Source organism: Cyanobium sp. Lug-B (assembly GCF_024345635.1).
Classification (GTDB): domain Bacteria; phylum Cyanobacteriota; class Cyanobacteriia; order PCC-6307; family Cyanobiaceae; genus Cyanobium; species Cyanobium minutissimum.
Genome location: NZ_JAGQBM010000027.1, coordinates 1 through 12,765, shown reverse-complemented (window position 1 = coordinate 12,765; position 12,765 = coordinate 1). Strand labels below are relative to the sequence as shown.

Below are 12,765 nucleotides of genomic sequence, written 5' to 3'. Positions count from 1 at the left end.
TGGAGAGTCCCGGGTGTGGGAACTCAGTTCCCGCCCTGGGCCATGCCGACGGGAATCCGCGGCACGGGGAAGCCATGTTTGCCAAGGACCTCCACGATCATCCGGTTGGTATCGAAATAAACCTGCCAGTAGTTGTCGGTGTGGGTGTAGGGACGGACCGCCAGCCGGGGGCCCCGCTCGCTGAACTCCAGCACCTCGATGTCCGCCGGGGTATTGGGATCCTGGTTGGGAACGGCCTTGATCCCCTCCTTCAACAGGGCGATGGCCTTGGCCACGTCAGCGCTGTTATCGAGCTGGGCGACAAGATCGACCCGCCGGTATGGGTGGGAGGAGAAGTTCTGGATCGTGTCGGAGAAGAGCTTGCCGTTGGGAACGATGTTGCGGACGCAATCCATGGACTGGATGGAGGTAACGAACATGCCGATCTCCTCCACCGTTCCCGTCACGCCACCGGCGGTGATGAAGTCGCCAACACTGAATGGACGGAAGACCTGCAGGAAGACCCCCGCCGCAAAGTTGCTGAGCATGCCGCTCCAGGCAGCCCCGATGGCCACACCGGCACCAGCCAGAAGGGCGGCGAAACTGGCGGTCTGAATACCGAAGAAGCCGAGGATCGCGACAACCAGGATGACCCTGAGAACCGCCCCCAGAATGTTGATCAGATAGCCGATGACCGTGGGGTCAAGGGTGCCGGAGGACAGTCCCCTTCTGAGGATCCGCAGGGCAAACCTGATGCACCAGCCACCGGCGATCCATAGGGCGACGGCACCGGCGAACTTGAACAGAAAGGGGATGACGACACTCGCCACCAGAGCCAGGTTTGTCGGCATCAGACCAGAGAGGGCATTTCAATCCGGATCAACGTATCAACGCTGATGCAGATCTGCAGCGATTCGTCCGGAAATCTTCCGACATCCTCCACACCATTGATCGCCTTTCCCTGACAGGGCCCGTCCGAGCGGGGGACGGAAAGGCGCCGATCAGTGCTCCCCGGCCTCCAGCAGATGGCGCTGCACCCAGCCCGCCAGGAGCGCGCCCACGATCGGAGCCAGCCAGAACAGCCACAGCTGACCGATCGCCTCACCCCCCACCCAGAGGGCCACCCCGGTGCTGCGGGCCGGGTTCACCGAGGTGTTCGTCACCGGAATGCTGATCAGGTGGATGAGCACCAGCGACAGGCCGATCGGCACCCCGGCGAAGTCCTTGATCGCGTCACGGTGGGTGGAGCCCAGGATCACCAGCAGGAAGAAGAAGGTCAGCAGCACCTCGATGATCAGTGCCGCCCAGAAGCCGTAGCCACCCGGGGAATGGGCGCCGAAGCCGTTGGTGGCCAGGGGGTTGCTGCCGATCAGCTCAAACCCCTTGCGGCCGCTGGCGATGCCGTAAAGAAGCCCACCGGCCAGGACACCGCCCAGCACCTGGGCGACGACGTAGGGCAGCAGGGCCGAGCCGGGGAAGCGGCCACTGGCCCACAGACCGAAGCTCACAGCCGGATTGATGTGGCAGCCGGAGACATGGCCGATGGCGTAGGCCATCGTCAGCAGGGTCAGACCGAAGGCCAGGGCCACCCCGAGGAATCCCAGTCCCAGCGGATTGGACTCCCCCTGGCCGTAGGGGAACACGGCCGCCAGGACCGCACTGCCACAGCCTCCGAACACCAGCCAGAACGTGCCGAGCAGTTCCGCCAGGAACCGCTTCGGCATGGGAACGGGAGCGGTCATGGCTGGGGATGGCCTGAAGAGGGCTCACCCTATCGACCGATCTCCCCCCTGCTCAGCCAGCGACGCGGACCTGCAGCGCCCGGGCGGCCTCCTCCCGGTCATCGAAATGCACCTTGGTGGTGCCGAGGATCTGGTAATCCTCATGGCCCTTGCCGGCGATCAGCACCAGGTCGTCGGGCGCCGCCGCGGCGATGGCGGTGGCGATCGCCGCGGCCCGGTCCCCCTCCACCACCAGTTCGGTGCCGGCGGGGATCCCCGCCACCACGTCAGCGAGGATCCGCTGGGGATCCTCGGTGCGGGGGTTGTCGGAGGTCACCACCACCGCGTCGGCGAGGCGGGCGGCGATCTCCGCCATCAGGGGACGCTTGGTGCGGTCCCGGTCACCGCCGCAGCCGAACACACAGATCAGCCGACCCTGGCAGAACGGCCGGCAGGCGGCCAGGGCATTGGCGAGGCCGTCGGGGGTGTGGGCGTAATCCACCAGCACCGACGGCAGGGGAGCCCCCGCCGGCCCGCCCACCCGCTCCATGCGTCCAGGCACACCCCGGAAGCTGGCCAGGCCATCGAGCAGCGGCGGCAGGGGCAGACCCTGCTGCAGCAGGGCCCCCACCGCCTCCAGCAGGTTCATCAGGTTGAAGCGGCCCACCAGGGGCGAGCGGAAGGCCCCCTCCCCCAGCGGGCTGTGCAGGCGGCCGCTGACCCCGTCGGCACCCATCACCAGATCACTGATGTGCAGCTCCGCCGCCGCATCCTCCAGGGAACTGCGCCAGCAGGGGCCGGCGCCGGCTTCCGGGCCGGCTGCGGTCAGCCGTTCGGCCAGGCGGGCCCCCCAGGGGTCATCCACGTTGACCACGGCGCCCCCGTCGAGCAGGCCTGGGGCGAACAGCCGCGCCTTGGCCTCGAAGTAGGCCTCCATTGACAGGTGGTAGTCGAGGTGGTCCTGGGTGAGGTTGGTGAACACCGCTCCGGCGAAGCGACAGCCGGCCACCCGCCCCTGATCGAGGGCGTGGGAGCTCACCTCCATGGCGGCGATGCCGCTGCCGGCGGCCACGGCCTGGGCCAGGTCGGCCTGCAGCAGATCGGCGAAGGCGGTGGTGTGGGTGGCCGTGGCGCTGTAGCCCGGCCAGCGGTTCTGCAGGGTGCCGAACAGGGCGGACGGGTGGCCCGCCGCCGCCGCCAGGTGCTCGATCAGGTAAGTGGTGGTGGTCTTGCCGTTTGTGCCGGTGACACCGATCAGGGCCAGACGCCGGCTGGGCTGGCCCCAGAACTCCGCCGCCAGCCGGCCGGCCCAGAGGGCCAGGGGGGGTTCCACCACCAGCACCGGATCGCCGGGGGCCGGGGGCCGGGCGGCGGCCGCCGCCGGCCCGATCACCGCCGCCACCGCGCCGGCGGCCAGCGCCTCGGGCCAGAAGCTGCCGCCATCCACCGCCGTGCCGGGCAGGCCCACGAACAGGGTGCCGGCGCCGACGCGGCGGGAATCGCAGCTGACGCCGCTGACCACCGCCTGGGCCAGGGCGCCGGTGGGGTCGGGCAGCGGCGGCAGGCCCACCTGTTGCAGGAGCGGCTGAAGCAGCGGTGACATGGCGGCGCCGGCGGCGTCCGGCGGGACGGAGCTGGCGCCTGTCATAGCGTGACGCTCAGCGCACGCCCTGCTTGATCAGCCAGGCCTGCAGCTGGGCTCCCGCCAGCCGCGGGGACACCCGGGGAAGCTCCCGCAGGGGGCCGTCGGCTCCGGCCGGCACCGCCAGCACGGGCACGGCCAGCCCGTAGCACCCCTGCAGGGCCGGATCGGTGTCCACATCGATCACCTGCAGGGGCTGGGGGGGATCGAGGGCCCCCAGCTTCTCCTCGAGGCCTTCGCACAGGCAACAGCCCTGGCGGGAGAACAGCAGCAGTTCCCGCATCAGTCCGGGACCGGGTCGCAGCCGCAGGGGGTGAAGGGGTGGCAGCGGCAGACGCGCGTCACGGTCAGCCAGCCGCCGCGCCAGGGTCCGTGGCGGCTGATCGCCTCCAGCCCGTAGGCGCTGCAGCTGGGAATGAAGCGGCAGCGGGGGCCCAGCAGGGGGGAGATCCAGCGCCGGTAGGCACGGATCAGGCCCAGCAGCAGGGCGGCCACGGCGGCGGAGAGGGGGGAGGCCGGAGCGGCCGGCAGGGCGCCCTGGAGAAGGCCGGGACCGTCGCCGCCTAGGGTGGGTGGTTGGCGCAGCACGCGCAGGCCTGCGGGTTCTTCCAGCATGCCGCAGCCGCGAGCCGCCCCGTCTGGCCCCAGGGCCGCAACGTCCACCTTCGTCACCTTCCCTTATGTCTCGCTACCGCGGCCCTCGCCTGAGGATCACGCGGCGCTTGGGGGACCTTCCCGGTCTCACCCGTAAGGCCGCCAAACGGTCTTACCCCCCCGGTCAGCACGGCCAAGCCCGTCGCAAGCGCTCCGAATACGCGATCCGTCTCGAAGAAAAGCAGAAACTGCGTTTCAACTACGGCATTTCCGAACGTCAGCTGGTGCGCTACGTGAAGAAAGCACGTGCCCAGGAGGGTTCCACCGGAACCAACCTGCTCAAGCTGCTCGAGAACCGACTCGACAACATCTGTTTCCGCCTCGGCCTCGGCCCCACCGTTCCCGGCGCCCGCCAGCTGGTGAACCATGGCCACGTCACCGTGAACGGCCGGGTGGTGGACATCCCCAGCTACCAGTGCAAGGCCGGCGACGTCGTCGCCATCCGCGAGCGCAAGTGCAGCAAGGCCCTCGCCGAAGCCAACCTGGCTTTCCCCGGCCTGGCCAACATCCCGCCCCACCTTGAGTTCGACAAGGCCAAGATGACCGCCAAGGTGGGCGGCCGCATCGAGCGCGAATGGGTCGCCCTCGAGATCAACGAACTGCTGGTGGTGGAGTTCTACAGCCGCAAGGTCTGAGCCCGGTCCTCCTGCCACAGCCGCCGCCGGTTCGCCTGCGGCGGTGAGCCGTCCGCGTCCGCTGCCGCTAGGTATGGACGCGGACGGCTTTGTTCTGGGGCCAGGCAGATGAACGGCAGCTTCACCGACCACTTCGGCTCCGTCTCCGGGGCCTACGCCCACTACCGGCCCACCTATCCGGCGCCCCTGTTCGCCTGGCTGGCCGGGGTGGCCCCCGCCCGCCGGCAGGCCTGGGACTGCGCCACCGGAACGGGTCAGGCCGCCATCGCCCTGGCCGACCATTTCGACGCGGTGGTGGCCACCGATGCCAGCGCCGGCCAGCTCGCCGCCGCCCGCCCCCACCCCGGCGTGCACTACCGGCAGGCGCCGGCGGAGAGCTCCGGCCTCGAGACCGACAGCGTGGACCTGGCCACGGTGGCCCAGGCGCTGCACTGGTTCGATCGGCCCCGGTTCTTCGCCGAGGTGGAGCGGGTGCTGCGCCCCGGCGGCGTGCTGGCGGTATGGAGCTACGGCATCCCCCACCTGGAGGGCGAAGCGCCCGATGCCCTGCTGCAGCAGTTCTACGCCGACATCGTCGGGCCCTACTGGCCCCCCGAGAAGGCGCTGGTGGAGAACGGCTACCGCGACCTGGCGCTGCCCTTCGCGGCCCTGCCGGCCCCGTCGTTCGCCATGGAAGCCGACTGGACCCTGGAGCAGCTGCTGGGCTACTGCGCCAGCTGGTCGGCCAGCGCCCGCTACCGGGCCGCCCTCGGCCGCGACCCCCTGGAGCTGCTGCGTCCGGCCCTGGCGGCCGCCTGGGGAGCACCGGAGACTCCGCGGCGCCTGCGGTGGCCGCTGACGATCAAGGCCTCACGACGGGTTGGGGCGTCAGAGTCCGGCAGCGGGCCCGGATCGGCTGTGGACACCCCCTGATGGATCGGCCCCATGCACGAACCGGCCATCCGTTTCCGCTCAGCCCCCGATCAGGGTCTCCAGGGCCGCCGTGACATCGTCCTGGCGCATCAGCGCCTCCCCCACCAGCACCGCATCGGCGCCGGCGCCGACGGCCCGATCCAGGTCCTGGCGGCTGAACAGGCCCGATTCACTCACCAGCAGGGCACCGCGCCCGCGCACCCGCTCACCGAAGGCGGCCATCAGTTGTTCGGTGGTGGCCAGATCCACCGTGAAGCTGGCCAGGTCGCGGTTGTTGATGCCGATCAGGGTCACACCCTCCAGCTGCAGCACCCGCTCCATCTCGGCCGCGTCATGCACCTCCACCAGCACCGCCAGCCCCAGGCCGCGGGCCACCTTGAGCAGGTAGGCCAGATCCTGGTCGGTGAGGATCGCGGCGATCAGCAGGGCGGCGTCGGCCCCGGCGGCCCGGGCCTGGAACAGCTGGTAGGGGCTGAGGATGAAGTCCTTGCAGAGCAGGGGGAGTTCCACCGCCTCCCGCACCGCCACCAGCACCTCGAAGCCCCCCTGGAAGAAGCGCTTGTCGGTGAGCACCGACAGGCAGCTGGCACCGCCGTCGCGGTAGCCGCGGGCGATGGCGACGGGGTCGAAATCCTCCCGGATCACCCCCTTGCTGGGGCTGGCCTTCTTGATCTCGGCGATCACCGCCGGTTTGCGGCAGCTGGCCCGCAGGGCCGCCGCGAATTCCCGGGTGGGGGGCAGGTCGGCCACCTGCTGCTTGAGGGACTCCAGGCTCACCCGTTCCCGGGCGGCCGTCACTTCCCGGTCCTTCCCCCAGACGATCTCCTCGAGGATGTGGCGGGGGCTCTCCTCGGGATGGGGGGTGCCGAATTCCAGGTGGGCCACCCGCACCGAGGGGTTGGGGGGCCGGCGACGGATCTCCATCTCAGGCACCCACAGGCGTGGCCAGGCTGGCGGCCGCCTGCTTGTAGGCCACTTCCACCACCTCGGAGAGGGTGGGGTGGGTGTGCACCTCGCTGGCCAGCTGCCGCACCCCCTGGCGCCGGGCCACCGCATTGGCGATCTCCTGGATCAGGTCAGCGGCATGCAATCCATAGATGTGGGCCCCGAGCACCTCGCCGGTGTCCTTGCGGAACAGCAGCTTGAGCAGGCCGTCGCTCTCCAGTTCGGCCAGGGCCTTGGAGTTGGCCTTGAAGTAGCTGCGCACCGCTCCCAGCTCGAAGCCCTCGGCGGCGGCCAGCTCCCTGGCGTCGGCTTCCGACAGCCCCACCGAGCTGATCTCCGGGTGGGTGAAGGTGGCGGCGGGGATCGAGCGGTAATCGATGCGGCGGGTGTGGCCGAGGATGTTCTCGATCGCCACCGTGCCCTGGGCGGCGGCCGTGTGGGCCAGCATCATTTTTCCGGTCACGTCACCGACGGCCCACAGGTGGGGCACGGGCGCCCCGTTCGCCAGCACCCGCAGGCCGTCGTCCACGGGGATGAAGCCCCGGTTGGTCTCCACCCCCACGCTGGCCAGGTTGAGGTCCTTGCTCACGGGCACCCGGCCGGTGGCCACCAGCACCGCGTCCACCTCCAGGGTCTCCACCGGCTCGCGGGTGGCCATGTCCACCAGTTCGATCTTGACCGGGCAGCCGGGGATGATCTTGCTGGCGAGCACGCCGGAGCGGGCATCGATGTCGCGGCCGTCGATCAGGTGGCGAGCGGCGATCTTGGCGATGTCCGGGTCGAAGGTGGGCATCACCCGATCGAGCGCCTCGATCATGGTGACTTCACAGCCCAGGGCCGTGTAGACATCGGCGAATTCCAGGCCGATGTAGCCGCTGCCGATGATCGTGATCCAGCGGGGCAGCCACTCCAGGTTGATGGCCTCGTCGCTGGTGAACACGGTGCGGCCATCGGTCTCGATGCCGGGCGGCACGAAGGGATCCGAGCCGGTGGCGATGATCACCTCCCGGGCCGCATAGACCCGCTCCACGCCGCTGGCCTCGCGCACCGCCACCCGCTGGGGGCCATCGAGGCGGCCCTTGCCCCGCAGGATCGTGGCGCCGGCGCGCTCCAGGGTCTTGGTGAGGTTGGTGCGGATCGTGGCCACCAGCTGGGCGGCATGGTCGGCGATCTTCTGGCGCTCGAAGCGCACCGGCGCCGCATGGATGCCGAACCCCTTGAGGTGCTCGGCGTCGGCGAGTTCCCGCACCCGGCCGCTGGCCGCCAGCAGGGCCTTGGAGGGGACGCAGCCCCGGTTGACGCAGGTGCCGCCCATGTCGCGGGATTCCACGATCGCCACCTTCAGGCCGTGCTCGGCGCCGTGCTTGGCCGCATCGAAACCGCCATAACCGGCACCGATCACGATCACATCGAAATCGAACCCGGAGGGAGGGGAGACGGGTGCTGCGGTCACCGGACGGGGCTGCATGGGTAGCGGCATTCTCCCCTGTCAGGCCCCGGGCCGGCCGTGGGCCTGGCGGGGGCGCTCCAGCAGCAGCAAGGCGGCCGCGGCCGCCACATTCAGCGATTCCACCGCCCGGCTGTGGGGGATCGTCACCCGCCGGTCGGCCAGCCGGGCCAGCGCCGGCGCCAGCCCCGCCCCCTCGTTGCCCAGCAGCAGGGCGGTGGGGCGACACCAGTCCAGTTCCCAGTAGGGCTGGGCAGCGCCGTCCGCCTCGGGCACCACCGCCGCCACCAGCTGCACGCCCCGCTCCCTGGCCGCGGTCAGGCGGGCGGGGACGTCGGTGGCCGCCATCCGTTCGATCGGCAGGGCCAGGGCCGCGCCGCTGGAGGCGCGCAACACCTTGGGCTGCAGGGGGTCAGCCCCCTCCGCCAGCCACACCTGCTCCACCCCCGCCGCCAGCGCCGTGCGCAGCAGGGTGCCCAGGTTGCCCGGATCCTGGAGCCGGTCGAGGACCAGCAGGAAGTCCGGCGCCGGCAATGGGACGGGGAGATCGGCCGCCTCCAGGGTCAGCAGCACCCCGTCGGGGTGGCCGGTGGTGGCGGCGGCGGCCAGAACCTCGGGGCTGGCGATCCGCAGCCGGCCCGGATCCGGCAACCGCTCCAGCAGGGCACCATGGCGCTCCAGCCAGTCGGTGGTGGCCAGCAGCTGCCGAGGCCGCAGACCCAGCCCCAAGGCCTCCTGCAGCAGATGGGTCCCCTCCAGCAGGATCAGCCCCTGCTCCTTGCGGCCGCTGGGACGGTGCAGGCGCCGCAGGGCCTGGACGAGGGGATTGCGGACACTGCGGATCGGCTCGCTGCCCGGCTGCAGCCCGCGCTGATCAGGGGAGGGACCCGGGGATGTCAGATCGTCTTGCGGCGCCGGAGCTTGAGGTGATCGTGGATGACCAGGTCGTCGTCGCTGAGGTCGAGCCCCTTGAAGGCCGCCACCTCACCACGGATGCCCTCCGCCTTGAGGTTCGCCACCAGCCGGTCGATCACAATGTCCTCCACCTTGGTCTGGTCGTAGCCGTCAGGGGTGAGGCGCTCCAGGAACCGGCCGATGTTCGCGGCAACGACATCGGAGGCGTTGGTGATCTTGAGGACAATCATAAAAAAATTGATGCGGATGGGGAGACTTGAACTCCCACGACATTGCTGCCACTAGTACCTGAAACTAGCGCGTCTACCAATTCCGCCACATCCGCGGGCGTTTAGCCGCCACGGAGTCCGCGGCGCTGAACGGAGCATAAATCATCACCGGCAGCCCTCCCCTCGGGACGACGGCGTCACGGGGCGCCAAGACAGTTTGAGCGGCGACCCCCTAGACGACGGGATCATTCGTTGTCAAGATGCCCCCGAAATTGATACCAGGACTCCTGTCCATGACCGTATCCCCCATGCCTGTCAAGGCCATCGCCGGCACCAGGCTGGAGATCAGTGGTGGACGGCGTCTGGACGGGGAACTGCGGGTCAGCGGTGCCAAGAATTCGGCCCTGGTGCTGATGGCCGCCTGCCTGCTCACCGAGGACGGGCTGCGGCTCAGCAACGTGCCTCCCCTGACCGACATCACGGCCATGGGGGAGATCCTCTCGGCCCTGGGCGTGCGGGTGCAGCGCGGCGGTGACGCGATCGTGCTCCATGGCGACCACATCACCACGGCCGCCCCGCCCTATGAGCTGGTCAACAGCCTGCGGGCCAGCTTCTTCTGCATCGGTCCCCTGCTCGCCCGCATGGGAATGGCCCAGGTGCCCCTGCCCGGCGGCTGCCAGATCGGCACCCGGCCGGTCGTGGAACACGTCAAGGGACTCAAGGCCCTCGGCGCCCAGGTCACCATCGAGCACGGCGTGGTCACCGCCGTGGTGCCGGGCCGCCAGCGCCGCCTCACCGGCGGCCACATCCACCTCGACTGCCCCAGCGTCGGCGCCACCGAGACCCTGATGATGGCGGCGGCCCTCGCCGACGGCGAGACGGTCATTGACAACGCCGCCCAGGAGCCGGAGGTGATCGACCTGGCCCGGCTGCTGCTGGCGATGGGCGCCAAGGTGCGCGGCGCCGGCACCCCCACCATCACCATCGTCGGGGTGGAGCGGCTGCACGGCGCCGACTACGCCGTCATCCCCGACCGCATCGAGGCCGGCACGTTCCTGCTGGCGGGCGCCATCACCCGCTCCCGGCTGCGGGTGTTCCCCGCCCTGCCCGAGCACCTCGGTGCCGTGATCACCAAGCTCGAGGAGGCGGGCTGCCGCATCGAGGCCGATGGCCAGGGCCTGATCCTCACCGCCAGCAAGGTGCGGGCCGTGGATCTGCGCACCCAGCCCTTCCCCGGCTTCCCCACCGACCTGCAGGCCCCCTTCATGGCCCTGCTGGCCACCGCCGAGGGCACCAGCATGGTGGTCGAGAACATCTTCGAGAACCGCCTCCAGCACGTGGCCGAACTGCAGCGCATGGGTGCCTCGATCCGCATGCAGGGCAACACCGCCTGCGTCGAGGGGGTGGCCCGGCTCAGCGGTGCCCCGGTCCACGGCACCGACCTGCGCGCCTCCGCCGCCATGGTGCTCGCCGGCCTCGCCGCCGACGGCATCACCACCGTGCGGGGCCTGGAGTACCTCGACCGGGGCTACGCCGATCTGGAGGGCAAACTCAACGCCGCCGGCGCCTCCATCCGCAGGCTGCCCACCGCCGCCGCCTAGAGTCCCCCCTTCGGGAGCGTGCCGGAATTGGTAGACGGACTCGACTCAAAATCGAGCGCCTTCGGGCATGTGGGTTCGAGTCCCACCGCTCCCATCGAGCCGGCACCCGTCGCGCCGCTTTCCGCCCCGGTGATGCCCTCCCCGGTGATGGACACCTACGGGCGCTACCCCCTGGCGCTGAGCCGGGGCCGCGGCGTCTGGCTCTGGGATGACCAGGGACGGCGCTATCTGGACATGGTGGCCGGCATCGCCGTCTGCACCCTGGGCCACAGCGATCCGGTGCTGCAGCGGCGGCTCTGCCGGCAGCTGGGCCGGCTCCAGCACGTCTCCAACCTCTACCGGATTCCGGAGCAGGAGGCCCTCGCCGCGGCCATCACCGCCCGCAGCTGCACCGACCGGGTCTTCTTCTGCAATTCCGGCGCCGAGGCCAACGAGGCGGCCATCAAGCTGGCCCGCAAACATGGCCACCAGGTGCGCGGCATCGCCGATCCGCTGATCCTCACCGCCGAGGCCAGCTTCCACGGCCGCACCCTGGCGGCCGTGACCGCCACGGGCCAGCCCAAGTACCACCAGGGGTTCGAGCCCATGGTGTCGGGCTTCCGCTACTTCCCCTACAACGACACGGCCGCCTTCGAAGCGCTGCTGGCCTCCTGTGAGGCCGATGGGCCCCGGGTGGCGGCCGTGCTGCTCGAACCGATCCAGGGTGAGGGCGGGGTCAACCCCGGCGATCCGGCCTTCTTCCGACGGGTGCGGGAGCTCTGCGATGCCCACCGGATCCTGCTGATCTTCGACGAGGTGCAGATTGGCGTCGGCCGCAGCGGCCACTGGTGGGGCTACCAACAGCTCGGGGTCGAGCCCGACGCCCTGACCATGGCCAAGGGCCTGGGCGGCGGCATCCCCATCGGTGCCCTGGCCGTGAAGGCCGTGGCCGACCACTTCCGCCCCGGCGACCACGCCAGCACCTTCGGCGGCAACCCCTTCGCCTGCCGCGCCGGCCTCACGGTGATCGAGGAGATCGAACGCCGTGGCCTGCTGGAGAAGGTGGGCGCCCACGGTGCCCTGCTCCAGTCCCTGCTCCAGGAGCTGGTGGTCCGGCACCCCGGGCAGCTGGCCGGCGAGCGCGGCTGGGGCCTGCTGCGGGGCCTGGTGCTGCGCGAGGGCGGACCCACCGCTCCGGAGATCGTCAAGGCGGCCATGGCGGAGGGCCTGCTGCTGGTGCCGGCCGGCCCCGGTGTGGTCCGGTTCGTGCCGCCGCTGGTGATCAGGCCCCGTCACCTGCGCAAGGCGGTGAAGCGCCTGGAGAAGGCCCTGCGCAGCCTGGCCTGATCCCTCCGTCCGTGCCGTCCCCGCTGCCCCCCCCGGTCGACCTGGGCGACCTGCTCGAGCCCTTCGCCCGCCGCGGCGTCGACCTGGGCCTGGAGCGGCTGGCCGGCGCCCTGGCCGAGGGGGGCCACCCGGAGCGGCGCTTCGCCGCCGCCCAGGTGGCCGGCACCAACGGCAAGGGCTCGATCTGCACCTTCCTGCACGCGATCCTGCGGGCCGCCGGCGTGCATGTCGGCACCTACCGCTCCCCCCATCTGGTGAGCTGGTGTGAACGCATCCAGGTCGATGACGCCTGGATCACCCCTGCCACCCTGCGGGACGACCTGGCCCGCTGGCAGCCCATCGGCCGCCGCCACCGGCTCACCCCCTTTGAGCTGATCACGGCCGCGGCCTTCGATCACTTCGCCCGTGAGCGGGTGGATCTGGCGGTGCTGGAGGTGGGCCTGGGGGGTCGGCTCGATGCCACCACCGCCCACCCCCGCCGCCCCGTGATCGGCTTCGGGGCCATCGGCCTCGACCACCGCGAACATCTGGGCGACACCCTGGCCGCCATCGCCGCCGAGAAGGCCGCCGTGATGGGACCGGGCTGCCGGGCCTTCAGCGCCGCCCAGGAGCCCGAGGCCCGTCGGGTGCTGGAGGCGGAGGCGCGCCAGCGCGGCGCCAGCCTGCAGTGGCTGGAGCCCCTGCCCGCCGTGGCCGACGGCGGGCCCCACCTGGGGCTGGCGGGGGAGCTGCAACGCCACAACGGCGCCGTGGCGGTGGCCATGGCCCGGGCCCTGACC

The 12,765-nt window shown here is 70.8% G+C and carries 13 protein-coding genes, 2 tRNA genes and 1 pseudogene; 6 read left to right on the top strand and 10 right to left on the bottom strand.

Annotated features, from left to right (window positions below):
- Positions 1 to 23 precede the first annotated feature (23 nt).
- The 5 genes from KBY81_RS08465 to yidD all read right to left on the bottom strand — a co-directional run bounded on the left by KBY81_RS08465 (position 24) and on the right by yidD (position 3,957).
- Positions 24 to 830 (bottom strand): mechanosensitive ion channel family protein, encoded by an 807-nt coding sequence (locus KBY81_RS08465; protein ID WP_106220612.1) that lies wholly within the window; start codon positions 828 to 830, stop codon positions 24 to 26.
- A gap of 150 nt (positions 831 to 980) precedes the next feature.
- Positions 981 to 1,703, bottom strand: coding sequence for an aquaporin Z (gene aqpZ / locus KBY81_RS08460; protein WP_106220611.1), 723 nt, complete (start codon positions 1,701 to 1,703; stop codon positions 981 to 983).
- Between the two features lie 70 nt (positions 1,704 to 1,773).
- Positions 1,774 to 3,303: a UDP-N-acetylmuramoyl-L-alanyl-D-glutamate--2,6-diaminopimelate ligase gene (locus KBY81_RS08455; RefSeq protein WP_254976236.1), complete on the bottom strand. Its 1,530-nt coding sequence runs from the start codon at positions 3,301 to 3,303 to the stop codon at positions 1,774 to 1,776.
- Between the two features lie 55 nt (positions 3,304 to 3,358).
- Positions 3,359 to 3,625, bottom strand: coding sequence for a glutaredoxin family protein (locus tag KBY81_RS08450; RefSeq protein ID WP_254976235.1), 267 nt, complete (start codon positions 3,623 to 3,625; stop codon positions 3,359 to 3,361).
- The gene (gene yidD, locus KBY81_RS08445; RefSeq protein WP_219904120.1) at positions 3,625 to 3,957 is read right to left on the bottom strand and encodes a membrane protein insertion efficiency factor YidD; all 333 of its coding nucleotides are present in this window, start codon (positions 3,955 to 3,957) and stop codon (positions 3,625 to 3,627) included. Before yidD ends, KBY81_RS08450 begins: the two co-directional genes overlap by 1 nt.
- Before the next feature lie 65 nt (positions 3,958 to 4,022).
- Between yidD and rpsD the strand changes: the two genes are divergently transcribed.
- Together rpsD and KBY81_RS08435 are read left to right on the top strand one after the other, a co-directional pair.
- Positions 4,023 to 4,631: a 30S ribosomal protein S4 gene (rpsD, locus tag KBY81_RS08440; RefSeq protein WP_106220609.1), complete on the top strand. Its 609-nt coding sequence runs from the start codon at positions 4,023 to 4,025 to the stop codon at positions 4,629 to 4,631.
- Between the two features lie 108 nt (positions 4,632 to 4,739).
- Complete coding sequence (locus KBY81_RS08435) at positions 4,740 to 5,543, top strand: class I SAM-dependent methyltransferase (RefSeq protein ID WP_254976233.1); 804 nt, start codon at positions 4,740 to 4,742, stop codon at positions 5,541 to 5,543.
- Between the two features lie 39 nt (positions 5,544 to 5,582).
- Here the strand turns inward: KBY81_RS08435 and trpC are convergent, their stop codons facing one another.
- From trpC to KBY81_RS08410, 5 genes are all read right to left on the bottom strand, one after another.
- Positions 5,583 to 6,467, bottom strand: coding sequence for an indole-3-glycerol phosphate synthase TrpC (gene trpC, locus KBY81_RS08430; RefSeq protein WP_254976232.1), 885 nt, complete (start codon positions 6,465 to 6,467; stop codon positions 5,583 to 5,585).
- A 1-nt stretch (position 6,468) separates the two neighbouring features.
- Positions 6,469 to 7,956: a dihydrolipoyl dehydrogenase gene (locus KBY81_RS08425; protein WP_254976230.1), complete on the bottom strand. Its 1,488-nt coding sequence runs from the start codon at positions 7,954 to 7,956 to the stop codon at positions 6,469 to 6,471.
- Positions 7,957 to 7,977: 21 nt separating this feature from the next.
- Positions 7,978 to 8,799, bottom strand: coding sequence for an RNA methyltransferase (locus KBY81_RS08420; RefSeq protein ID WP_254976246.1), 822 nt, complete (start codon positions 8,797 to 8,799; stop codon positions 7,978 to 7,980).
- Positions 8,800 to 8,831: 32 nt separating this feature from the next.
- Positions 8,832 to 9,080: a hypothetical protein gene (locus KBY81_RS08415; protein ID WP_254976228.1), complete on the bottom strand. Its 249-nt coding sequence runs from the start codon at positions 9,078 to 9,080 to the stop codon at positions 8,832 to 8,834.
- Positions 9,081 to 9,091: 11 nt separating this feature from the next.
- A tRNA-Leu gene (locus KBY81_RS08410) sits at positions 9,092 to 9,175 on the bottom strand.
- Positions 9,176 to 9,367: 192 nt separating this feature from the next.
- Between KBY81_RS08410 and murA the strand changes: the two genes are divergently transcribed.
- The 4 genes and pseudogenes from murA to KBY81_RS08390 all read left to right on the top strand — a co-directional run.
- Positions 9,368 to 10,660, top strand: coding sequence for a UDP-N-acetylglucosamine 1-carboxyvinyltransferase (murA, locus tag KBY81_RS08405; protein ID WP_219904114.1), 1,293 nt, complete (start codon positions 9,368 to 9,370; stop codon positions 10,658 to 10,660).
- 12 nt (positions 10,661 to 10,672) lie between these two features.
- Positions 10,673 to 10,754 (top strand) — tRNA-Leu (locus KBY81_RS08400).
- Positions 10,755 to 10,807: 53 nt separating this feature from the next.
- Positions 10,808 to 11,986, top strand: a complete 1,179-nt coding sequence (locus KBY81_RS08395) for an aspartate aminotransferase family protein (RefSeq protein ID WP_254976245.1) — start codon at positions 10,808 to 10,810, stop codon at positions 11,984 to 11,986.
- 11 nt (positions 11,987 to 11,997) lie between these two features.
- Positions 11,998 to 12,765, top strand: a pseudogene (locus tag KBY81_RS08390) (Mur ligase family protein); the annotation flags it as partial.